At 29.6% G+C, this 22,392-nt stretch carries 22 protein-coding genes; 13 read left to right on the forward strand and 9 right to left on the reverse strand.

Annotated elements, in window-relative coordinates:
* Nucleotides 1–7 precede the first annotated feature (7 nt).
* Nucleotides 8–2,401 (reverse strand): TonB-dependent receptor, encoded by a 2,394-nt coding sequence (locus tag Lupro_RS01145; protein WP_068205664.1) that lies wholly within the window; start codon nt 2,399–2,401, stop codon nt 8–10.
* A gap of 216 nt (nt 2,402–2,617) precedes the next feature.
* Nucleotides 2,618–3,724, reverse strand: a complete 1,107-nt coding sequence (gene prfB / locus Lupro_RS01150) for a peptide chain release factor 2 (RefSeq protein WP_068205665.1) — start codon at nt 3,722–3,724, stop codon at nt 2,618–2,620.
* A gap of 114 nt (nt 3,725–3,838) precedes the next feature.
* Here prfB and Lupro_RS01155 point away from each other — a divergent pair, with 114 nt between their 5' ends.
* The 5 genes from Lupro_RS01155 (at nt 3,839) to Lupro_RS01175 (ending at nt 9,659) form a co-directional block, all read left to right on the forward strand.
* Nucleotides 3,839–6,247, forward strand: a complete 2,409-nt coding sequence (locus Lupro_RS01155; protein ID WP_068205666.1) for a zinc-dependent metalloprotease — start codon at nt 3,839–3,841, stop codon at nt 6,245–6,247.
* A gap of 35 nt (nt 6,248–6,282) precedes the next feature.
* Nucleotides 6,283–7,305, forward strand: a complete 1,023-nt coding sequence (locus tag Lupro_RS01160; RefSeq protein ID WP_068205667.1) for a threonine aldolase family protein — start codon at nt 6,283–6,285, stop codon at nt 7,303–7,305.
* A gap of 19 nt (nt 7,306–7,324) precedes the next feature.
* Nucleotides 7,325–8,683 carry a M28 family metallopeptidase gene (locus Lupro_RS01165; RefSeq protein ID WP_068205668.1) on the forward strand — a complete coding sequence of 453 codons (1,359 nt, stop codon included), beginning with the start codon at nt 7,325–7,327 and terminating at the stop codon, nt 8,681–8,683.
* A 130-nt stretch (nt 8,684–8,813) separates the two neighbouring features.
* Nucleotides 8,814–9,362, forward strand: coding sequence for a peptide-methionine (S)-S-oxide reductase MsrA (gene msrA, locus Lupro_RS01170; protein ID WP_068211309.1), 549 nt, complete (start codon nt 8,814–8,816; stop codon nt 9,360–9,362).
* Between the two features lie 30 nt (nt 9,363–9,392).
* Nucleotides 9,393–9,659: a hypothetical protein gene (locus Lupro_RS01175; RefSeq protein WP_068205669.1), complete on the forward strand. Its 267-nt coding sequence runs from the start codon at nt 9,393–9,395 to the stop codon at nt 9,657–9,659.
* 5 nt (nt 9,660–9,664) lie between these two features.
* On the opposite strand, the gene Lupro_RS01180 is transcribed toward Lupro_RS01175, so the two are convergent.
* A complete protein-coding gene (locus tag Lupro_RS01180; RefSeq protein WP_068205670.1) occupies nt 9,665–9,967 on the reverse strand; it encodes a DUF6787 family protein in 303 nt (100 codons plus the stop codon).
* 360 nt (nt 9,968–10,327) lie between these two features.
* On the opposite strand from Lupro_RS01180, the gene Lupro_RS01185 reads away from it, so the two are divergent.
* A complete protein-coding gene (locus Lupro_RS01185) occupies nt 10,328–10,819 on the forward strand; it encodes a hypothetical protein (RefSeq protein WP_068205671.1) in 492 nt (163 codons plus the stop codon).
* Between the two features lie 117 nt (nt 10,820–10,936).
* On the forward strand, nt 10,937–12,241 hold the full coding sequence (locus tag Lupro_RS01190) for a dicarboxylate/amino acid:cation symporter (RefSeq protein WP_068205672.1): 1,305 nt from the start codon (nt 10,937–10,939) through the stop codon (nt 12,239–12,241).
* Nucleotides 12,242–12,285: 44 nt separating this feature from the next.
* Here the strand turns inward: Lupro_RS01190 and Lupro_RS01195 are convergent, their stop codons facing one another.
* Nucleotides 12,286–12,705: a thiol-disulfide oxidoreductase DCC family protein gene (locus Lupro_RS01195; RefSeq protein WP_068205673.1), complete on the reverse strand. Its 420-nt coding sequence runs from the start codon at nt 12,703–12,705 to the stop codon at nt 12,286–12,288.
* Between the two features lie 99 nt (nt 12,706–12,804).
* Between Lupro_RS01195 and Lupro_RS01200 the strand changes: the two genes are divergently transcribed.
* From Lupro_RS01200 to Lupro_RS01220, 5 genes are all read left to right on the forward strand, one after another.
* Complete coding sequence (locus Lupro_RS01200; protein WP_068205674.1) at nt 12,805–13,497, forward strand: ABC transporter ATP-binding protein; 693 nt, start codon at nt 12,805–12,807, stop codon at nt 13,495–13,497.
* Nucleotides 13,498–13,500: 3 nt separating this feature from the next.
* Nucleotides 13,501–14,733 carry an ABC transporter permease gene (locus Lupro_RS01205; protein ID WP_068205675.1) on the forward strand — a complete coding sequence of 411 codons (1,233 nt, stop codon included), beginning with the start codon at nt 13,501–13,503 and terminating at the stop codon, nt 14,731–14,733.
* Nucleotides 14,734–14,735: 2 nt separating this feature from the next.
* Nucleotides 14,736–15,974 (forward strand): ABC transporter permease, encoded by a 1,239-nt coding sequence (locus tag Lupro_RS01210; protein ID WP_068205676.1) that lies wholly within the window; start codon nt 14,736–14,738, stop codon nt 15,972–15,974.
* 35 nt (nt 15,975–16,009) lie between these two features.
* Complete coding sequence (locus Lupro_RS01215; protein ID WP_068205677.1) at nt 16,010–17,128, forward strand: efflux RND transporter periplasmic adaptor subunit; 1,119 nt, start codon at nt 16,010–16,012, stop codon at nt 17,126–17,128.
* Between the two features lie 179 nt (nt 17,129–17,307).
* Nucleotides 17,308–17,691: a hypothetical protein gene (locus Lupro_RS01220; protein WP_068205678.1), complete on the forward strand. Its 384-nt coding sequence runs from the start codon at nt 17,308–17,310 to the stop codon at nt 17,689–17,691.
* Nucleotides 17,692–17,716: 25 nt separating this feature from the next.
* Here the strand turns inward: Lupro_RS01220 and Lupro_RS01225 are convergent, their stop codons facing one another.
* From Lupro_RS01225 to Lupro_RS01235, 3 genes are read right to left on the reverse strand one after another with little or no spacing between them, the layout of a single operon-like run.
* Nucleotides 17,717–18,604, reverse strand: a complete 888-nt coding sequence (locus Lupro_RS01225; protein WP_068205679.1) for a 3-hydroxyacyl-CoA dehydrogenase family protein — start codon at nt 18,602–18,604, stop codon at nt 17,717–17,719.
* A gap of 10 nt (nt 18,605–18,614) precedes the next feature.
* Nucleotides 18,615–19,403 carry a PhzF family phenazine biosynthesis protein gene (locus Lupro_RS01230; protein ID WP_227807460.1) on the reverse strand — a complete coding sequence of 263 codons (789 nt, stop codon included), beginning with the start codon at nt 19,401–19,403 and terminating at the stop codon, nt 18,615–18,617.
* Complete coding sequence (locus Lupro_RS01235) at nt 19,393–20,352, reverse strand: Gfo/Idh/MocA family protein (protein ID WP_068205680.1); 960 nt, start codon at nt 20,350–20,352, stop codon at nt 19,393–19,395. The genes Lupro_RS01230 and Lupro_RS01235 overlap by 11 nt, the downstream gene beginning before the upstream one ends.
* An 86-nt stretch (nt 20,353–20,438) precedes the next feature.
* Here Lupro_RS01235 and Lupro_RS01240 point away from each other — a divergent pair, with 86 nt between their 5' ends.
* Complete coding sequence (locus tag Lupro_RS01240; protein WP_068205681.1) at nt 20,439–21,080, forward strand: protein-L-isoaspartate(D-aspartate) O-methyltransferase; 642 nt, start codon at nt 20,439–20,441, stop codon at nt 21,078–21,080.
* 7 nt (nt 21,081–21,087) lie between these two features.
* Here Lupro_RS01240 and Lupro_RS01245 read toward each other — a convergent pair whose 3' ends face one another.
* Together Lupro_RS01245 and Lupro_RS01250 are read right to left on the reverse strand one after the other, a co-directional pair.
* The gene (locus Lupro_RS01245; protein WP_068205682.1) at nt 21,088–21,615 is read right to left on the reverse strand and encodes a KdsC family phosphatase; all 528 of its coding nucleotides are present in this window, start codon (nt 21,613–21,615) and stop codon (nt 21,088–21,090) included.
* Entirely contained in the window at nt 21,599–22,360 is a 762-nt protein-coding gene (locus Lupro_RS01250; RefSeq protein ID WP_068205683.1) for a Rossmann-like and DUF2520 domain-containing protein, read from the reverse strand. The genes Lupro_RS01245 and Lupro_RS01250 overlap by 17 nt, the downstream gene beginning before the upstream one ends.
* Nucleotides 22,361–22,392 lie beyond the last annotated feature (32 nt).

Here is a 22,392-nt window from a genome sequence, read left to right on the forward strand (position 1 = left end):
ATAACTATTAAAATTTGGTTTTGCTTTCTTCTTCTTTCTTATTAAAATTAATTTTTCTGTCCTGTTTATGTTGATTAAATCTGTATGTGAAAGAAGCTAAAATGGTTGGGTACTTATTTCTGATATATACATCAGAAGTGTAATTTGTATGAAATCTAGTACGTTTTGTTATAGAGGAATTAAAAATATCACTAGAGGTAATAGCAATGGTAGCATTTTTATCAAAAATATCTTTGCTAATTGCAACATTAGCGTATGTATATGCCTGTCTGGTTGAAACTGGTCCTCTTGATATTAACGTGTGCACTACCTTGGTTTGAAAATTAAACCAATTAGGAATTTTTAGTTGTGTTAACAGACTAAAATTAGCATTGACATTGGAAAAATTAAAATCTTGTATAATTGTTTTATTGGCTAAATTAACAATTTCAAATATACCAGACTGATCAAAGTATTGAATACTTGTATTGGCTGTGAAATTAATTACTTTTGAGAGATTATAAATAGCTGTAAAATTAGCTACGGTATAGTTTAGCTTACCTAAATTAACTATAGTAGTTATTAATTTATCAACTCCATTAATTTGCTCACCTGTTTTATAGGTAACATTTTGCCAAAAATCTGTATAAATTGAGTGAGAGAGGGCAGATTGAAAAATTATTTTTTTACCGTAATAGGTATAAGTTAATTGAACATTATTTTGATAAAAAGGATTTAAATCTTCATTGCCAATAAAGCTAATCGTTTCACTAATTTTTTGTTCATAAGGTTGCAACTGATAGTAGCTAGGAACTGTATAGTTTCTATTTAAGGTTAAGCTTATGTTTTTAGAATCTGAGATGTTATAATTTAAAGATAAATATGGAAATAAGTTATTGAATTTTTTATTTTGTACAGTATTCAAATACTCATAATTAATTTTGTAAGTTAAAAATTCAGCTCTTAATTCAAATCCAACATACATTTTTTTGAATTGTTTTTCATAACTCGCAAAAAATGCATGGTTGGTGTCTGTAAAATCTATAAGTTTACTGGCATTTGGTTCAATATATTCAAAGGGAGTTGAGCCAAAAAGACCTTCGTAGCCAATTTCATAACTATCGTTTTTATTTATAGGATTTGTATAGGTAATTTTAGTATTGGTATTTTTTAGGGTGTTAAGTATATTAAAATCTTCATCTAAAAAATTAGCATTTGTATTGGTAAACTTATTTATAAATATTTCTTTATCAATACTGTAAGTTATAAAAGCGGTAAGTTTTTGTCCTTCTTTTGAAAAATTATGTTCATAATCAACAACAAATTCAATAATTTCATTATTAAAACTACCATCATTTTTCCTAGTATTGTTAGCTATTAAATTTTTTGTAGCATCAAAAATACTTGAAAAAGTTTTGGCGTAATTTTTTGAGTCAATATTTGTATAATTAACAGTAGTAGTTAATGTGCTTTTTTTAGATAGGTAAAATTCTAACCCAACTGTACTAATAAAGAAATTAGCGGGTTGTTCATTTTCGGTATCCTCATTTAAAAATGAAGTAGTTCTATTATTTTCAAAATATTCATTTTTATAGGTAGCTAATGTTATAGGGTTTCTTCGAGCATAACTAGTATTGGTAAAAAAATTAATTTTTTTAGATTTATGATTTAATGTTAATAGACCTCCGTAATAATCTTTAAAACCACCAGTACCTGTTAAAGAAGCGTTTAAACCTTCTTCTTTTCCTTTTTTTAAGATAATATTAATAATTGCTCCTATAGTAGCACTATAACTTGCTCCTGGATTATTTAGCAATTCAATTTTTTCAACAGAACCAGCAGGTAACGATTTTAAGGCGTCTGATTTTGAGAGTGTTGATAATTTTCCATTAATCATAACAGCTACATCATCCCTTCCATTTAACTTTATATTTCCATCAGGATCTATATCTACAGAGGGGATATTTGCCAAAATTTCTGAAACTGAAGCACCAGATGAAGAGATATCTTTCCCAACATTAAAAACCTGTTTGTTTCTTTTAAATTCTAAGGTGCTTTTTTCTGCAATTACTTCAACCTCATCAAGAAATTCAGTCTTTAATTCTAATTCAACAGTACCAATATTTAAATCTCTAGTTATAGAAGATATATTTAGTTTTTTAGTTTTATATGGAAGAATTTCAACGGTGGCATTGTAAGTTCCTTTTACAAGGTCAACTTCAAAACGACCTCTCTTATTCGTAATTCCTCCATACATTATTTTGTTAGAATCAATACGTTTAAATATAATGGTTGCGTCTTCAATGGGTAATTTAGTTGAGCTATCAACTATTTTACCTGATATTGTATAAATGGGGTTGTTTGTTTGGCTAAAATTTAATAAGGGGGTTAATATAATTAGCAATAAAAATATTTTCCTCATAAAAAATAATTATATTAATATTCTCAACAATTTTTTTCGGAAGTAAAAATACAAAATATTGTTAATAAATAGCCTTTTGTTTAAAAAAAAATGCTATTTATTGTTTTTACTTATGAAATAACGGATTTTAAAAGTGAAATATATTTGATGAAAGCTATTGAATTAAGTAGCTGAGATGTAGTTTTAAAGAATATCTCAGCTAATTCTAAAGTTTAGTTATAATTCAGAATTAGTCTCATTTTGACCTTGTTGCATAAGATATGCTTTAATAAAATCATCAATTTCTCCATTCATAACAGCATCAACATTGGCAGTTTCATGTGCGGTTCTAACATCTTTTACTAATTTATATGGGTGCATTACGTAATTTCTAATTTGAGAGCCAAAGTCAATTTTCATTTTGCCAGACTCTATATCTTGTCGTGCCTCCTGTTGTTTTTTTAATTCAATTTCATACAACTGAGATTTTAACATTTGCAATGCTCGCTCTCTATTTTCGTGTTGAGAACGAGTTTCTGAGCATGAAATTTGAATACCTGTTGGTTTATGTGTTAATTGAACTTTAGTTTCAACCTTATTTACATTTTGACCTCCTGCACCACTTGACCTGGCAGTTATTATTTCAATATCTGCAGGATTAATAGTTATTTCAATGCTGTCATCTACCAATGGGTAAACATAAACTGAAGCAAAGCTAGTGTGCCTTTTGGCGTTACTATCAAAGGGTGAAATTCTAACCAAACGATGTACACCATTTTCACCTTTTAAATATCCAAAGGCAAATTCACCTTCAATTTCAAGGGTAACGGTTTTAATTCCAACAACATCCCCAGCTTGAAAATTAAGTTCTTTAACTTTATAGCCTTGGTTTTCGCTCCACATTAAATACATACGCATTAACATTTGTGCCCAGTCACAACTTTCTGTACCTCCAGCACCAGCTGTAATTTGAAGTACTGCACTTAAACTATCGCCTTCATTAGAAAGCATATTTTTAAACTCTAAATTTTCTATTAAAGAAATTGTTGTATTGTATATTTTTTCAACTTCTTCTTCAGATGCTTCCCCTTGAACATAAAAATCAAAAAGAACAGAGATATCTTCTAAATTAGTAGCTATTTTGTTATAATCTTCAACCCATTTTTTTTTAGATCGAAGATTTTTCATAACCAACTCAGCTTCTTTGGGATTGTTCCAAAAATCAGGATTTGAAGTTTTTTCGTCTTCATTTGATATTTCAATTATTTTCTTGTCAATATCAAGGTAAGTTTTTAACTTGCCAATGCGTTCTTGTAATTTATTTATATGCTCGTTAGTTATCATTTCTATATTTAAGGAATACAAAAATAACCTTTCATTTTTAAACTACACAAAATAATTTATTTGTGTTGTAGTTTAAAAAATAGCATAGCTTTGTTTTATTTAAAATTTAAGTGTATGAAACAATTATTTTATGTAGTAGTATTTATTTTTAGTATAAATATAACCGCTCAATCTTTTATGAAAACTAAAAATTTTAAAAGCTACAACGGCTATTTTAATTTTTATTATGATACTTCAGAAAATAAAATTTATTTAGAGGTTGATAAATTGAATAAAGAATTTTTATATGTTGAAGCACTTTCTGCGGGTGTTGGTTCTAATGATATAGGATTAGACAGAGGGCAATTAGGACAAAGAGTTGTAGTTAAATTTATGAAAGCAGGTACTAAATTATTATTAGTTCAGCCTAATTTAAAATATAGAGCAATTACAAATAATATTGATGAGAAAAAATCTGTTAAAGAGGCCTTTACACAGTCGGTATTATTTGGATTCGACATTAAAGAACAGCAAAAAGGGAAATATTTAATTGATATATCCAATTTTTTATTGAGAGATGCTCATGGAGTTTCCAAAAAGTTACAGCAAACTAAGCAAGGTAATTATCAGTTAGACTTAAGTAAAAGCGCTTTATATTTAGAAAGAACAAAAGCATTTCCAAAAAATGTAGAGTTTGAAGCAATATTAACGTTTAAAGGAGAAGCTAAAGGGAATTACATAAAAAGTGTTTCTCCAAATTCATCATTGGTAACAGTTAGGCAACATCATTCATTTATTAAATTACCAGATAATAATTATAAAAAACGAATATTTGATCCTCGTTCAGGTGCAAATAGCATTTCCTATTTAGACTATGCATCCTCAATTGAATCACCCATTAAAAAGAGGTATATAGTACGTCATAGATTAGAGAAAAAAGATACTGAAGCTGCAATTAGTGAAGCAAAAGAGCCCATAATTTATTATTTAGACAGAGGCACTCCAGAACCAGTACGTTCGGCATTATTGGAAGGTGGACGTTGGTGGAATGAAGCTTTTGAAGCAATAGGTTATAAAAATGCTTTTCAATTTAAAATGTTGCCCAAAGGTGCAGACCCATTAGATATTAGATACAATGTAGTTCAATGGGTACACAGATCTACAAGAGGCTGGTCTTATGGAGCTAGTATTGTTGACCCTAGAACAGGTGAAATACTTAAAGGCCATGTGAGTTTAGGATCTTTAAGAATTAGACAAGATTATTTAATTGCTCAAGCTTTACTGGGAGCAACTGATGAAACAGGAGCTAATAATCCATTGTTACAAATGGCTTTAGCCAGAATACGGCAACTTTCAGTTCATGAAATAGGACATACATTAGGGTTTACCCATAATTTTGCATCAAGTTATAATAACAGGGCATCAGTAATGGATTACCCTCATCCGTATGTGAAATTAACCAATGGAGAAATAGACTTAACGAATGCTTATAAGACAGGAATAGGAGCGTGGGATAAAGTTTCGGTTGCTTATTCTTATCAAGATTTTCCTGACAAGGTAAATGAGAAACTGGAATTAAACAAAATCATTCAACATGCGATTGATAAAGGAATGTTATTTATTTCAGATAGTGATGCTAGAGCAAAAGGAGGTGCACATATTTATGCCCATTTGTGGGATAACGGAACAAATGCAGCAAAAGAGTTAGATAGAGTTTTAAAAGTTAGAGCCAAAGCTATAGGTGATTTTTCAGCTAAAAATATAAAAGAAGGAGAACCATATTCCGTTTTAGAAGATGTATTTGTTCCGTTGTATTTTTTTCATAGATACCAAGTTGAAGCAGCATCTAAAATGATTGGAGGCATGGAATATTCTTATGCAGTAAAAGGAGATGGGCAACTTATTGTGAAATCAGTAAATCCAAAACAAGAAAAAGAAGCATTGAATAGTATTTTAAGAGCTATAAGTGTAAAAACGTTAAAAATACCACCTAGGCTTACAGCTTTATTTCCACCAAGAGCTTTTAGTTATAAAAGAAGTAGAGAATCCTTTAAATCAAAAAATGGAGTTGCTTTTGACGCATTAAATGTAGCTTCAACAGCTACTGAAATGGTAATGCAATTATTATTTCATCCTGAAAGAGCATCAAGAATGGTACAGCAAAAAGCTTTTTCTGAAAATCAATTAGGATTAGACGAGTTAATAGATGCTATAGTTAATTCAACATTTAAAGTAAAGTATGGTAATCGTTATGATAATGAAATTCAACAAAGTATTAATAATGTAGTTTTACAAGAATTATTGAAATTAGCTTCTAACAAAAAGGCTTCTTTTCAGGCAAAATCAATAGCTTTGTTTAAAATAAACCAACTTAAAAACTGGTTGGAGAATAATAAATCTGAGAAATTAAACGCCATGTATAGAAGTGGTTATATTGCCATAATTGATAACTATTTAAAAAATCCTACACAATTTTTAGTAGATAAATTGCCTAAAATACCCGATGGCTCGCCTATTGGTAGTATTAGATGTGATTTTAATTAACAAATATTGATAACTAAAATAATTTTTTATAAACTATGCAAATAAACTTAATTAGTGATACTGTAACAAAACCTACTGAGGGAATGTTAAAAGCTATGATGAATGCCGAGGTTGGTGATGATGTGTTTAAAACAGATCCAACAGTGAACAAATTACAGACTAAAATAGCTGATATGTTTGGTATGGAAGCGGCGTTATTTTTTCCTTCGGGAACAATGGCAAATCAAGCAGGTATTAAGCTACATACTCAACCAGGAGATAAAATGTTTTGTGATAAATGGGCTCATGTATATAATTTTGAAGGAGGTGGACCAGCTTTCAATGCAGGAGTTACATCTTATTTAATTGACGGTAAAAGAGGTATGTTTACAGCCAATCAGTTAAAGGAGGCTGTCTCAGGAGGAAGATCAGATATTCATACGCCTTACTCTAGACTTGTTGCAATTGAAAATACTACAAATAAAGGAGGAGGAGCTTGTTGGGATTTTGAAGAAATTTTAAAAATTAAACAAATTTGTAATGAAAATGATTTAGCACTACACTTAGATGGAGCACGCTTATTTAATGCACTAGTAGCAAAAAAAGAAACACCAAAACAATATGGTAAAGTTTTTGATACGATATCAATCTGTTTATCAAAAGGCTTAGGAGCACCTGTTGGATCATTATTATTAGGAACAACACAACACATAGAGAAAGCTTTAAGAATTCGAAAGTTATTTGGAGGAGCTATGCGACAAGTAGGTTATTTGGCTGCAGCAGGAATTTATGCCTTAGATAATCATATAGAAAGATTGTCTATTGATCATACAAGAGCTAAAATAATAGGTGTAGCGCTCCAAAATTGTGAATTAATTAAATATGTAGAGCCAATTGAAACAAATATTATTATATTTAATGTGATAGATTCAATTAATGAAGAAGGATTTATAAGTAGATTAAAAGATGCAGGTATCTCTCTCATATCAATGGGACAAGGCAAGTTACGTATGGTAACACATCTAGATTTTACTGAAGAAATGCTTGAAAGTGTAGTACATACTTTAGAAAATATATAAAAAAACAAACTAAATAATTATGAGATTTAATAAAACGTTATTCATAACCCTTTTTTTAGGATTAGGAGCCTTAGGGTATTCACAATCTAAAATTGACAAAATTTTAATTGAAATTTCAACAGCAACATCAGCTAAGAATATTGAGAATGATATTAAAACATTGGTGAATTTTGGTACACGTCATACATTATCAGATACAGTTTCAACAACCAGAGGTATTGGAGCTGCTCGTAGATGGGTAAAATCTAATTTTGAAAGAACCTCTCAAAATTGTAACAACTGTTTAGAAGTAAAATATTTAGGTGATGTGGTAAAAGCAGATGGAAGACGGATAGTTACAGACACTAAAGTAGTAAATGTATTGGCGATTCAGCGAGGTACGAAATTCCCAAATAGTTATGTAATTATGTCGGGTGATATTGATTCTCGTGTTTCTAATCCCAATAATTACACCTCTATTTCACCAGGAGCAAATGACAATGCAACAGGATTAGCTGGAACCCTAGAAGCAGCCAGAGTTTTAAGTAAATACAAGTTCCCAGTTTCAATTATATACGTGGGGCTTTCAGGAGAGGAGCAAGGCTTATATGGTGGGAAAATTATGGCTAAATATGCCAAAGAAAATGGATGGAATATTATTGCAGTTTTAAATAATGATATGATTGGAAATATTGAAGGAATTGATGGAGTTATAGATAATAGTACATTTCGTATTTTTTCTGAAGCAATTTCAATGAAAACTACTGATAAAGAACGTAATAGTATGCGTTACTTTGGAGGTGAAGTAGATGGGCCTTCACGTCAGTTAGCAAGGTATGTTGCAAATTTAGCAACCAATTATATGACCAATTTAAAGCCAATGATGGTGTATAGACTAGACAGATTTGGTAGGGGTGGACATCATAGACCTTTTAACGATGAAGGTTTTACAGGAGTTAGAATTATGGAAACACATGAAAATTACAATCGCCAGCACCAAGATATTAGAGTTGAAAATGGGATTAAATATGGAGATGTAATTGAGGGTGTTAATTTTGATTATGCTGCAAAATTAACCGCTGTAAACTGCTTAACACTTGCTTCTCTAGCCTCAGCGCCTTTGGCACCTAATAACGTAATGATAGCTGGAGTAGTTCAACCTTCAACAAGATTAAAATGGGATAAGGTTGATGATGAAAATGTAATTGGTTATAAAGTTTATTGGCGAGATACAACCTCACCTCAATGGCAATTTAGCAGGTTTGTTGGAAAAATTACAGATTATACATTAAAAAACATTGTAATAGATAATTATTTGTTTGGTGTTGCAAGTGTAAGCAAAAATGGAGCTGAAAGTTTAATTCAATTTCCTCGTAAATTAATTCCAAAAGAAATGTAATTATTAGAGATTGATTGCGACTTACTTCAAAAATCATAACAAAATGAAAAAATTAATACTTATTGTGATAATTTTTGCTGTTACAGTTAATAATTTATATGCGCAATCTTCTTACAGTAAAAAAATAAAAATGGCAGATAAATTTGAAATAGCAACTTTAGCAAATGGTTGTTTTTGGTGTACCGAGGCAATTTTTCAACGCTTAAAAGGTGTCAAAAAAATAACTTCAGGATATACAGGTGGAACTATTAAAAATCCTGCTTATAGAGAAGTTACAACGGGTAGAACTGGACATGCTGAAGCTATTCAAATTAAATTTGATGCTTCAATAATAACATTTCAAGAAATTTTAGATGTTTTTTTTAGCACGCATGACCCAACAACATTAAATAAACAAGGTTATGATAGAGGAACGCAATACAGATCAGCTATTTTTTACCATTCAAATAAGCAAAAAGAAGTTGCTGAACATTTTATAAAAGCATTGACAGAAGCCAACGTATTTGAGAATCCAATAGTTACTGAAATAACAAAATTTGACACTTTTTACAAGGCAGAAGAATACCATCAGAATTATTATAATAATAACAAAACGCAAGGTTATTGTACGGCTGTAATAAATCCTAAATTAGAGAAATTTATAAAAAAGTACAAAACAAAATTAAAGGAACAGTATTAATTTTGTTTAAATAATGTATTGTAAATTACTATGAAAAAAAAGTATAAATTATTGATATTAAGTATACTTTTTGACGGTGTAGGAATGCTTTCTTTTGTAATTCCGTTTGTTGGTGAATTTTCTGATGTTATTTGGGCTCCACTTTCTGCATACTTAATTTACAATATGTACCAAGGTGTAGAAGGCAAAATAGGAAGTTTGGTTTCTTTTGTAGAGGAAGCTGGTATTTTTGGAACCGACTTTTTACCAACGTTTACATTAACTTGGGTCTATAAATATTTAATTAAAAAAGAGTAAAAATTTTAAACTATACGTCTAAATCCTATTCGCTTTAGCAATTTTTTTGTAAAAAAATTCCAAAAGAAATTAAATTGTCCAAAACAAAAACCAACAAGGGGAAGCGTAATTTGATAAATAATAAATATTAGCAGAATTCTTATTGGCCAAAATAACCATGGATTGGTTGTGTCATAATCTAACCCTATAAATTGTGTAACAGGTTTAGCAATCCAAGCAGCAAATGATCCGTTTACTGAAAATACTATTATTATCAATAGCACTTGAAAGTTTGAGGTTAATCCCCAACGATGTTTTAATTTTTCCATTAGTAGTAAGTAGTGTACAAATGTACATTTATATTTGAAAAATGAAACACTAAAATTTAAAAAGGAGAAATTGTATTTAAATGGAATAAAATATACCCATTGTGCATTTTGGGTTTAAATGAACGAATGTTCGCCTGTTCGAGTGATTTTTTACTATAAAATGGAGAAAATAGTATCTAGAACTATATGAAAGCATTGTTTTAGATACGAATTTCACTAACTCCGGTCATGAAATTCACTTGAATTTAAGGTTTTTATCAAAATTCACAACGGGTTAAAATATATGCAAAGAAATATCGTTTTAATTGTATTGGCATAAACTTTGAATATTTAGAGTTTTAATCTTTTAAATTTTTATTAATGAAAAAAATATTTATACTTGCAGTGGCTATGTTTAGTGGCTATTTAACAATGAATTCTCAAGAAATTTCTAATCATGCAATTGGAGTTAGATTTGGAAATAATGATGGTTTTGGAGGTGAAATTTCATACCAACGTCAATTAACAACAACCAATCGTTTAGAAATAGATTTAGGTTACAGAAATGAAAAGGAATATAAAGCTTTTAAATTATCAGGAATTTACCAGTGGGTATGGAATATTGATCAAGGTTTTAATTGGTATGCCGGTTTTGGTGCCGGAGTTGGCTCTTGGAGTTATAATAATGGATTTATATCTGACAATAACGAAGGTTTATTTATAAATGCTGATGGAAATATAGGAATTGAATATAACTTTAAAGCACCATTTTTAATTTCATTAGATTTTAGACCAGAGATAGGAATTATAGGCAATTATGGTAGAGATACAGATTTAGATTTAGCACTTTCAATAAGGTACCAATTCAAATAAATTAGTAATAAATTAGGAGTTTTATTGTAAAAAGCACTTTAGGTGCTTTTTTTATTAAAAAATTTACGTGATTTTTAATGTAATTTTCTATCTTTCCACGAATTTTAAAACTTTTAAATGAAAAAATTAGCATTACACTGGAAGATTTTGTTAGGAATGGTATTTGGAGTTGTTTTTGCTCTTATCATGACTAATTTTAGTTTTGGAAAAGAATTTATTCAAGATTGGATAAAACCCTTCGGTAAAATATTTATCAATTCATTAAAATTGATAGCAATTCCATTAATTTTAGCAGCATTAATTAAAGGAGTATCTGATTTAAAAGATATTTCTAAGTTGTCTAAAATGGGAGGGAGAACTATTGTAATTTATATTTTCACAACAGTACTTGCAGTTTCAATAGGGTTGCTTTTAGTTAATGTGGTAAAGCCAGGAAATTCTATTTCAGAAGAAACGAGAACAGAAATGGTAAAAAATTATAGTTCAAACACAACAAAATATAAAGAAACAGCGAAAAAGCAAAAAGAAAGTGGTCCATTACAAGCTTTAGAAGATTTAGTTCCTCAAAATATTTTTGCTGCTGCAACAAGTAATCGTAATATGCTTCAGGTAATATTTTTTGCTGTATTTTTTGGAATAGGGCTTATTTTAATTCCTGAAGAAAAAGGAAAAACAGTAAAAAACTTTTTTGATGGCTTTAATGAAGTTATTTTAAAAATGGTAGATTTAATAATGCTAGCAGCTCCCTATGGTGTTTTTGCATTATTAGCAGCTTTGGTAGTAGAATCACCTAGTTTAGATTTGTTTAAAGCACTTGGATGGTATGCATTAACCGTTGTTTTTGGTTTAATTTTAATGATTGTTGTGTACAATATACTGGTTTTTCTACTAACTAGAAAAAAACCTAGTTTTTTTATGAAAGGAATTTCACCTGCTCAATTACTAGCATTCTCAACAAGTTCCAGTGCTGCAACTTTACCTGTAACACTTGAGAGAGTTACAGAACACTTAGGAGTAGAAGAAGAAGTAGCTAGTTTTGTATTGCCTATAGGTGCTACTATTAATATGGATGGTACAAGTTTATATCAAGCTGTAGCAGCAGTTTTTATAGCACAAGCTTTTGGAATGGATTTAACATTAGGTACACAATTAGGAATTATAGCAACAGCTACATTAGCTTCTATAGGAAGTGCAGCGGTACCTGGTGCAGGTATGGTTATGTTGGTTGGAGTACTTGGATATGCGGGCATTCCTGAAGCGGGTTTGGCGTTAATTTTTGCTGTTGATAGACCTTTAGATATGTGTAGAACAGTTGTGAATGTTACGGGTGATGCTGCAGTATCTATGATTGTTGCAAAATCTGTTGATAAATTAGGAGAGCCTCATGTAAAAGACTGGGATGATAATTATTCTAAAAAATAAAGATTCAAAAAAGAGGAGTTTTAGATTCCTCTTTTTTATTTTAGTCAATTAGAATATTCAATAAACCTATCCTTAATTTCAGGAGTAGGAACCATACAATTCTCCTTTTTCCCAAACCATTTATACCTGTTTTTTGCAATATAATTATACACCCAATCTCGTATAAATTTGGGTACAATTACAAAGCAATAAAGTAATTTGTAACCACCATTCAAATGCTTTGATATTTGTAAAATTGCAGATGACTTTTCGTAAATATTTCCATTGTCAACAAGTATAATTGAATCTAGTGTCAATTTTTTTGTAGAGAACTGTAACAAAATTTCTTTTGCAGCGTCTGATTGAAGTGAAGCAAATAAAAATTGTTCTTTATTATCATGTTTAATAATGAAATTAACAGATGAGTTGCAAAGATTGCAAACACCATCAAAAAATATAATTAATTTATTATTAAAATTGTTCATATAGCAAAGTTACATTTTAAATGCTGAATCGTCTTTTAACAAAATATTAGTAACAAGTTATAAGAGCGATTCATATTTTCGTTTAAAACAATAAATCAAATGATTAAGATTGAAAAACTACACAAATCATACCCAATGGGAAAAGATTCTCTACATGTATTGAAGGGATTAGATTTACATATTGAAGAAGGTGAATTTGTAGCTATTATGGGTTCATCTGGTTCAGGAAAATCAACACTTTTAAATATTGTTGGTTTACTAGATACGCATGATGAAGGAAATTATTACTTAAATGGACAATTAATTGAAAATTTAGATGAAAAAAAAGCGGCAATTCTAAGAAATAAATTTTTAGGGTTTATTTTTCAATCTTTTAATTTAATAACCTATAAAACAGCATTAGAAAATGTAGCATTGCCTTTGTATTATCAAGGTGTGGGAAGAAAAGAACGACAAGAAGTTGCTTTAAAATATTTAGATAAGGTAGGGCTAAAAGATAGGGCTAACCATTTACCTAGTGAACTTTCAGGAGGAGAAAAACAACGTGTGGCAATTGCAAGAGCTTTGGTTACAAACCCAAAAGTTGTTTTGGCTGATGAACCAACAGGTGCGTTAGACTCAACTACTTCACACTCGGTTATGGAACTATTGAAAGATATTAATAGAGAAGGTATGACGGTATTTGTAATTACACACGAAGAAGATATTGCTGCTGAAACAGATAGAATTGTGCGTTTAAAAGATGGTGTTATTATTAGTGATGAAAAGGTAAATAAAAAAGTAAACGCTTAAATTATGTTTGATTTAGACCGTTGGATAGAAATTTTTCAAACACTAAGTAAAAATAAACTTAGAACTGCATTGTCAGGTTTTACTATAGCATTCGCAATATTGCTTTTTACATTATTATTTGGTGTAGGAAATGGCTTAAAACATACGTTTGAAAAACAATTTGCAAGAGATGCTATAAATTCTGTATATATAAGATCTGGAAAAACTACCAAACCTTATAAAGGGTTGCAAAGTGGAAGACAAATTCAATTTAGAAATGATGATTCTAAATTTATGAATGATAAATTTGAAGATGAAATTCAATTTTTTAGCCCCAATATTCAGCGTTTTAATGTTCAAGCAATTTATAAAGGGGAACAAAATAGATATACTATTAGAGGAGTTTATCCAGATTATCAACCCTTAGAATCTGCAGTTACTCAAGAAGGTAGATTTTTAACATATTTAGATATAGAAAGAAGAGCAAAGGTTATAGCTATAGGAAGATTAGTTGAGGAAGATTTATTTGGACAATTAAGTGCTTTAGGAAAAAACATCACTTTAGATGGTATATCCTATAAAGTGATAGGGGTGTTCAACGATCCAGGAGGTGATAATGATGAACGATTTATTTATGCTCCCTTTACTACAATACAAGGAATCTATAAACCAAATGACGAGATAGATCAGTTTGGCTTAACTTTTAATCAAAATTTGAGTGTTGAAAAGGCATTAGCATTTTCTAATTTATTAACTAAAATGTTGAAAGAAAAGCATAATGTAGATCCACGAGATCAGAGTGCTATTAGAGTATTTAATTATGCTGAACGCACAAAAAAAACACAAGCTTTTATGATTGCTTTAAATATAATTATATTGTTTATTGGTATAGGAACATTGGTAGCTGGTATTATTGGAATTAGCAATATTATGGTTTATATCGTAAAAGAACGAACCAAAGAGCTGGGGATTAGAAAAGCATTGGGAGCTACTCCAAAATCAATTATTGGGATGATAATGATGGAATCAATTTTTGTAACAGCATTGGCTGGGTATATTGGGCTTTTAATAGGTGTTTTTTCATTAAAAGCTCTGGGGAAAAGTTTAGAGGGATATGGAATTTTAAATCCAAGTGTTGAAACATACGTTATTATTGGTGCAACCATAGTACTTATTATTGCAGGAACGATAGCTGGTTATATACCAGCAAAAAGAGCAGCGAGAATTAAACCTATTGTAGCATTAAACGACGAATAATTATGAAATTTTTATTTGACATAGATACTTGGCAAGAGATATTTAGCAGTATTCGTAAAAATAAGACCCGTACGGGAATTACAATTATTGGTGTAATGTGGGGAATATTTTTGTTGGTAGTTTTATTAGGTGCAGCAAAAGGAATTGAAAATAAGTTTAATAGCATTTTTGGCGATTTTGCTACCAATAGTGTATTTATATGGGGGAAACAAACAAGTAAACCTTTTAAAGGGTTTCAAGAAGGAAAACCAATTACACTTAAATTAGGGGATGTTGAAAAAATAAAAAATGAAATTAAAGGGATAGATTTGATAGCGCCAAGAAGCCAAGCTGGAGGAATAGTTATTCGAAAATTTCAATCAGGTAATTTTACAATATCAGGAGATTTTCCAGTACTTGATAAAATTCAAAATAAAAATATAATATATGGTAGATTTATTAACCATAATGATATTAAAGAAAAGAAAAAAGTGTGTGTAATTGAAGAAGAAATTTATAAACAACTTTTTGAGATAGACGAATATCCAATTGGAAAGCTAATAATTATTAATGGAATTAATTATACAGTAGTTGGCATGTTTAAAGCAAGTGAAACTATTAGGTTAGGTGATAATATTCATATTCCATTTTCTACATTTCAGCAAGTTTATAATAGAGGAGATAACATAAGTTGGATGATTATAACTGGTAAACCAGAAAGTGATATTGTTCAAATTGAAAAAGACGCAAAATTAATCTTAAGGAATTTACATAAAGTACACCCAGAGGATAAAAGAGCATTTGGAGGTATGAACTTAGGTGATATGTTTGCAAAAGTTACTGAATTTTTAATGGGGATGCAATTTCTAACGTGGTTTGTAGGTATTGCAACTTTAATTGCGGGTGTTTTTGCCATTGGAAATATTTTGTTAATTACCGTTAAAGAACGAACTAAAGAAATAGGGATTAGACGTGCCTTAGGAGCTAAACCATGGGAAATTAAACGTCAAATTATATTAGAATCTGTATTTTTAACAAGCATTGCGGGTGCTTTAGGTATTATATTTGGAGGTATTGTATTAATGATAATTGAGGCCTTATGGGGAAAAGGTGAAGAATCTATATTATTAAACCCAACTGTAGATATTCCTGTAATAATTATTGCGGCAATAACTTTAGTAGTGTTAGGTACGTTAATTGGGCTAATACCAGCGCATACAGCTGTAAGTATTCGGCCAATAGAAGCATTAAGAGAAGAATAAATTTATATAAAAAAATAAACTGAAAATCAATACAAATGAAAAAAATATTAATATTTGGATCAATAGCAGTAGCACTTATTCTAGTTTTAGTTTGGTTTGGGATAAAAAATAGTAAATCTCCTATTCAATACGAAACAGAAAAACCATTTAAAACCAATATTGTTAGAAAAACAGTTGCTACGGGAAAAGTTATACCTTTAGAAGAAGCTGAAATTAAACCTAAAGTATCGGGTATTATTGAAAAAATTTATGTAGAAGAAGGAGCAAAAGTAAAAGTAGGAGATTTAATAGCAACCATTAGAGTGGTTCCAAATATACAAGCTTTAAATAGCGCTCAAGGAAATGTAAAAAATGCTCAGTTAAGATATAATAATACGAAGATTTTATATGATAGAAGTAAAAAGCTATTTGAAAAGGGTGTAATATCTCGTCAAGAGTTTGAGACAACAGAATTAAATTTTAATAGTGCAAAACAAGATTTGAATAATGCAAAAAATAATTTACAAATCATAAAAAAAGGATCTGCAGCAGGTGTGGGAAGAACCGCAAATACTTATGTTACAGCTGAAATTTCAGGTACAATTTTAGAAATCCCAGTACGCAAAGGAAATCAAGTAATTGAAAGTAATACTTTTAATGCAGGAACTACAATTGCAACCATTGCAGATATGACCAAAATGATTTTTGAAGGAAAAGTTGACGAAGCTGAAGTGGGAAAAATAAAAAAAGGTACTGTTTTAGAAGTTTCATTAGGAGCTATAGAAAATAAAAAATATAAAGCTAAATTAAATTTTATTGCACCTAAAGGAACAGAAGAAAATGGAGCAGTTCAATTTAAAATTAAAGGAGATATAACCTTGGATGATGAGTATTTTGTTAGAGCAGGTTATAGTGCAAATGCAGATATTGTTTTAGAAAAGAAAGATAGTGTTCTTTCAATAAAAGAAGCATTATTACAATTTGATAAAAAAACAGAAAAACCATTTGTTGAAGTGAAAACAGGAGATCAAGAATTTGAGAAAAGAGATGTTGAACTAGGTATTTCTGATGGTATTAATGTTGAAATTATTTCTGGAATTACACCAGATGATGAGATAAAAATTTGGAATAAGACATCTAAAAAAGATGATAAGAAAAGGGATAGAAGAAATTAAATAATAAATTTTATCAAAATTTTAATAGCGTTTTAATTTAAATTAAAACGCTTTTTTATATCTTTATATTCTCAACTTTTAATATATAAATATCTAAGGGTGTTTGTATGACTTTTGTCAGCGTAAAATTAAATTAAAAGTTAGAAATTTATAGTATTAAATTTAAAAGTAAATAGGATATGGAGAGTCAGTTACTAGTTTTAAGTGATCTAAATTTTAATTTAGATGTATGGAAAAGAGAGTTGAAATTTCAAGAAGGTGAAATGGATTATTTTGAGGAGAAGTTAGAACATATTGCAATGCGAAATCCTGAAAATGATGTTCTAATACAATTAGAAGGTTTTCAAAATAAAATAATTAGGGAACGTGAAGTAATGGGGCATTTACGACATAAAATTAGAATGAAAAAGAGAGAGCTTGCAAAAGCAAAATTTGAGAATAATTCAAGTGTTTTATTCCAAGAAAAGCAAGTTTTATTGAAAGATGAAATGAAAACATTTGTGAGGATGCATTATCAATTAAAAGAGTTGATGATGGATTTTTTCTTAAGGACATTAAACTAAAAAATGCCGCAATTTGCGGCATTTTTTATTGAAATTGTTTTGCAATTGTAGTTGCTTTTCTAGATTGGGAATAGTCATAAAAACCTTCACCAGATTTAATACCAAGTTTGCCAGCTTGTACCATATTAACAAGTAAAGGACAAGGTGCATATTTAGGGTTTTTAAATCCGTTGTACATTACATTTAAAATAGATAAGCATACATCTAAACCAATAAAATCTGCCAATTGGAGAGGTCCCATTGGATGTGCCATGCCTAATTTCATAACGGTATCAATTTCATAAACACCAGCAACACCATTGTACAAAGTTTCAATAGCTTCATTAAGCATAGGCATTAAAATACGATTTGCAACAAAACCTGGATAATCATTAACTTCTACAGGTACTTTATTTAAATTTTTTGAAAGTTCCATAATAGTTTCAGTTACTTCATTTGAAGTAGTGTAACCTCTAATAATTTCAACCAATTTCATTATTGGAACAGGATTCATAAAATGCATTCCAATAACCTTTTCGGGACGATTAGTAACGGCAGCAATTTTAGTAATAGATATTGAAGACGTATTTGATGCCAAAATTGCATTTGCTGGTGCTTCCTCATCTAATTGTTTAAATATTTTTAACTTTAATTCAATATTTTCAGTAGCAGCTTCAACAACTAAATCGGTATTTTTAACTCCTTCATTAATAGAAGTGAAAGAGGTTATATTATTTAATGTTTGAGCTTTAAGATCTTCAGTAATACGTTCTTTAGCAATTAATCTATCTAAATTTTTTGTAATGTTGGCAAGCCCTTTTTCTAAAGCTACTTGTGAAATATCAATTAAATTAACCTTGTAGTTGTTTTGAGCAAATACGTGAGCTATTCCGTTACCCATTGTACCAGCTCCTATTACTGCTATGTTTTTCATAATTTATACGTTATAATGTTAATTCTCCTTTTAAATATGTAATTGCTTGTCCGCTTATTTCAACTCGTTCATTTAAGTGTTTACACTTTAAGATACCTACTCTTTTTGAAAGTTGAATGGCTTCTAGATTTGTTTTATTTAATTTTTTAGCCCAATAGGGAATTAGTAATGTATGAGCTGAACCAGTAACAGGATCTTCATTTATACCAATTTTTGGAGCAAAAAAACGAGAAACAAAATCGAAGTTATCTCCTTTTGAAGTCACAATAATTCCATTTGATTCTAATTCAGCTAATAAGCTAAAATTTGGGTTTAAATTTAAAACTGTAGTTTCATTTTCAAGTTCAACTACTAATTTCCATTTTCCTTTATAAGTTTTTAAAATAGGAACATTTAAAACTTGTTTTAATATTGAAGGTGTTTCAATTTCTTTAATTTCTTCTGAAGGAAAGTTTAAAGTGTACCAGTCTTCATTCTTTTTTACAGTGAGTATTCCACTTTTAGAGTGAAATTCAATAATACTATGTTCAAAGTTTAATTCTGTAAAAATAATATGGGCTGCAGCCAAAGTAGCATGACCACATAAATCAATTTCACAAGTAGGCGTAAACCATTTAATTTCAAAATAATCATTATTTTTCACAAAAAATACAGTCTCCGATAAATTATTTTCCTCAGCAATTGATTGCATTAATTCTGTTGAAATCCATGCTGTTAGCGGACAAACTGCTGCTGGATTTCCTTTAAAAATTTTAGTATTAAAAGCGTCAACTTGATAAATAGTCATATTAAAAATCATTTATAATCATTTGGGCTACTCGCAAGGCTTCTGTGCCTTGTTCTAAAGTTACAATAGGTGTTGTATTATTGTTTATGGCATTTGCAAATGTTTCTAACTCATCTAAAATAGCATTGTTAGCTTCAACTACTGGATTTTCAAAATAGATTTGTTTTTTTATACCTTCAGCATTTTGTAATATCATATCAAAATCATCAGGAGTTTTAGGAGCATCTTTCATTTTAACAACCTCAGTTGCTTTTTCAAAAAAATCTACCGCTATATAGGCATCACGTTGAAAGAAACGTGTTTTACGCATATTTTTTAGTGAAATTCTACTAGCTGTTAAATTTGCAACACAGCCATTTTTAAATTCAATACGCGCATTTGCAATATCTGGTGTATCACTAATTACTGAAACACCACTTGCACTTATATGTGATACTTCTGATTTAACAACGCTTAAAATAATATCAATATCATGTATCATTAAATCTAGTACTACAGGTACATCGGTTCCTCTAGGGTTAAATTCAGCCAATCTATGAGCTTCTATAAACATAGGTTTATGTATGGATTTTTTAACAGCAGTAAATGCCGGATTAAATCGTTCAACATGTCCCACCTGTCCTTTAACATTATTTAATTTTGAAAGTTTTATTAATGTATTTGCTTCTTCAACAGTTTTAGTAATAGGCTTTTCAATAAAAATATGTTTTCCTTTTTCAATAGCTTCTTTGGCACAATCAAAATGAGAAAGGGTAGGAGTTACAATATCAACAACATCAACAGCATCAATTAACTGTTTAACAGTTTCAAATGATTTATATCCAAACTCTTTTTCAACTTTTTCCGCATTTTCTTTAATGGGATCATAAAAGCCTATGAGATTGTATTTATGAGACTGATTTAATAATTTTAAATGAATTTTACCAAGATGACCTGCACCTAAAACTCCTACTTTAAGCATTGTAATAATATTTATTTTTAGATAAACAAAAGTAACAATCTTTAGGCATTTATTACTATTTTTATGAATTCAAATTAGAATAATTAGTGAAGGACACAAACAAACATAAAGGGCTAAGAAACCAACTAGTTAAAATAATTGAAGAAAAAGGTATTGTTGATAAAAATGTGTTGAAAGCAATTTCCAACGTTCCTCGTCATTTATTTATGGATTCTGGTTTTGCTCATTTTGCATACCAAGATAAACCATTCCCTATAGCTGCTAACCAAACTATTTCACAACCTTATACTGTAGCCTTTCAAACAGAATTATTACACGTTAAACCAAATTATAAGATTTTAGAAATAGGAACAGGATCGGGTTATCAAACAGCAATATTGATTGAAATGGGAGCAAAAGTGTTTACAATTGAAAGGCAGAATGAGTTGTTTAAAAAAACGAAGTTATTTTTACCTAAAATTGGTTACAATCCAAAAAAAATAATTTTTGGAGATGGCTATAAAGGCTTACCTGAATTTGCACCATTTGATGGAATTGTAGTAACTGCTGGTGCTCCTTTTGTGCCAAGCCCATTGTTAGCTCAATTAAAAATAGGAGGTAGGCTTGTAATTCCTGTTGGAGAGGAAACTCAAACAATGACTTTATTTATTAGAACGGGTGCTAAAGATTTTGAAAAACATGAATTGGGTAAATTTAGATTTGTACCATTGTTAAAGAAAAAAAATTAGGTTTAAACTAATCATATTTAGCATTAAATTGTCCATTCCATTTACCTTGCACTTTTAAAACCTGTTCAATAACATCACGAACACAACCTGTACCTCCCTTTTTGTGAGAAATATAGGAGGAAATATCTTGAATTTCAGATGCAGCATCTTTAGGACAACAAGGCAAACCTACTTCTTTCATAACTGGGTAATCAGGGATATCATCGCCCATATATAATACTTGTTCAGGATTTATATTGTTCTTGGTAATGTATTCATTAAAAGGATTTAGTTTATTGTTTGCCCCCAAATAAACATTAGTAATTCCTAAAACTTCAAACCGTTTACGAACGGCTTCATTTGTACCTCCAGAGATTATACAAATATTATAGCCAGCTGTAATTGCAGCTTTCATAGCATATCCATCTTTAATATTCATATTTCTTACCATTTCTCCATTTGGAAATATAGTAACAACCCCATTTGTTAACACACCATCAATATCAAAAATGAAGGTAGTAATTTGAGGCATTATTTCTTTATAGCTTTTCTCCATAAGTTTTAGTAATAGATTTTGTTAGCAATGTATAAATTTCTTGTTGATTTGAAGTTAACTTTGTTTTATGTTTTTCAATAGTTTTCATATCATTCCGCATCGCTGGTCCAGTTTGAGCATTTATAGGTTTTAGGTAAGTTATTTTGTTTGCGGTTTCTAAAATTAAGGGTTTTAATATTTCAAAAGAAATTTTATCTTCTTCACAAATTTGATGACCAATATAATACAAATGATTCACAAAATTATTTACAAAAACGGCAGCTATATGTAGACTTTTTCTTTGATTAGAATTAACAGGGTATATGTTATTTGAAATTGATTTTGCCAATTTTTTTAATAGTTTGAAATCTGTATCAGTTTCAGCTTCAATACAAATTGGTATTTTAGAAAAATCAACTTTTCTTTCTTTTGAAAAAGACTGTACTAAATAAAATACACCTTTATTTGAGTTTGATTGTAGTTCATTCATAGCTGTTCCACCAGAGGTATGAACAACTAGTTTATTTTTTAACTTTAATTTTGAGGAGAAATTTGAAATGGCATCATCAGAAATAGCAATTATATATATATCAGCATTTTTTAATTCTGTTAATTTATCTGTAATGGAGGTTTGATTTTTTAAATATTGAATTTTCTCAATATTTCTATTGTAAACTTGTAGTAGTTTAACCTCTGTATTTTTTAATAAATTTGTTGTTAAATGAAATGCAACATTACCAGCACCAAGAATTATAACTTTAATCATACTACGAATATAATTTAATTGGCGCATAAAAA

This window comes from Lutibacter profundi (assembly GCF_001543325.1).
Taxonomy (GTDB): Bacteria; Bacteroidota; Bacteroidia; order Flavobacteriales; family Flavobacteriaceae; genus Lutibacter; species Lutibacter profundi.

What these genes read in the sequence shown, in the direction of transcription:
- Lupro_RS01145 (WP_068205664.1), bottom strand. Translation starts at nt 2,401, where the DNA reads ATGAGGAAAATATTTTTATTGCTAATTATATTAACCCCCTTATTAAAT.
- prfB (WP_068205665.1), bottom strand. Translation starts at nt 3,724, where the DNA reads ATGATAACTAACGAGCATATAAATAAATTACAAGAACGCATTGGCAAG.
- Lupro_RS01155 (WP_068205666.1), top strand. Translation starts at nt 3,839, where the DNA reads ATGAAACAATTATTTTATGTAGTAGTATTTATTTTTAGTATAAATATA.
- Lupro_RS01160 (WP_068205667.1), top strand. Translation starts at nt 6,283, where the DNA reads ATGCAAATAAACTTAATTAGTGATACTGTAACAAAACCTACTGAGGGA.
- Lupro_RS01165 (WP_068205668.1), top strand. Translation starts at nt 7,325, where the DNA reads ATGAGATTTAATAAAACGTTATTCATAACCCTTTTTTTAGGATTAGGA.
- msrA (WP_068211309.1), top strand. Translation starts at nt 8,814, where the DNA reads ATGGCAGATAAATTTGAAATAGCAACTTTAGCAAATGGTTGTTTTTGG.
- Lupro_RS01175 (WP_068205669.1), top strand. Translation starts at nt 9,393, where the DNA reads ATGAAAAAAAAGTATAAATTATTGATATTAAGTATACTTTTTGACGGT.
- Lupro_RS01180 (WP_068205670.1), bottom strand. Translation starts at nt 9,967, where the DNA reads ATGGAAAAATTAAAACATCGTTGGGGATTAACCTCAAACTTTCAAGTG.
- Lupro_RS01185 (WP_068205671.1), top strand. Translation starts at nt 10,328, where the DNA reads ATGAAAAAAATATTTATACTTGCAGTGGCTATGTTTAGTGGCTATTTA.
- Lupro_RS01190 (WP_068205672.1), top strand. Translation starts at nt 10,937, where the DNA reads ATGAAAAAATTAGCATTACACTGGAAGATTTTGTTAGGAATGGTATTT.
- Lupro_RS01195 (WP_068205673.1), bottom strand. Translation starts at nt 12,705, where the DNA reads ATGAACAATTTTAATAATAAATTAATTATATTTTTTGATGGTGTTTGC.
- Lupro_RS01200 (WP_068205674.1), top strand. Translation starts at nt 12,805, where the DNA reads ATGATTAAGATTGAAAAACTACACAAATCATACCCAATGGGAAAAGAT.
- Lupro_RS01205 (WP_068205675.1), top strand. Translation starts at nt 13,501, where the DNA reads ATGTTTGATTTAGACCGTTGGATAGAAATTTTTCAAACACTAAGTAAA.
- Lupro_RS01210 (WP_068205676.1), top strand. Translation starts at nt 14,736, where the DNA reads ATGAAATTTTTATTTGACATAGATACTTGGCAAGAGATATTTAGCAGT.
- Lupro_RS01215 (WP_068205677.1), top strand. Translation starts at nt 16,010, where the DNA reads ATGAAAAAAATATTAATATTTGGATCAATAGCAGTAGCACTTATTCTA.
- Lupro_RS01220 (WP_068205678.1), top strand. Translation starts at nt 17,308, where the DNA reads ATGGAGAGTCAGTTACTAGTTTTAAGTGATCTAAATTTTAATTTAGAT.
- Lupro_RS01225 (WP_068205679.1), bottom strand. Translation starts at nt 18,604, where the DNA reads ATGAAAAACATAGCAGTAATAGGAGCTGGTACAATGGGTAACGGAATA.
- Lupro_RS01230 (WP_227807460.1), bottom strand. Translation starts at nt 19,403, where the DNA reads ATGATTTTTAATATGACTATTTATCAAGTTGACGCTTTTAATACTAAA.
- Lupro_RS01235 (WP_068205680.1), bottom strand. Translation starts at nt 20,352, where the DNA reads ATGCTTAAAGTAGGAGTTTTAGGTGCAGGTCATCTTGGTAAAATTCAT.
- Lupro_RS01245 (WP_068205682.1), bottom strand. Translation starts at nt 21,615, where the DNA reads ATGGAGAAAAGCTATAAAGAAATAATGCCTCAAATTACTACCTTCATT.
- Lupro_RS01250 (WP_068205683.1), bottom strand. Translation starts at nt 22,360, where the DNA reads ATGATTAAAGTTATAATTCTTGGTGCTGGTAATGTTGCATTTCATTTA.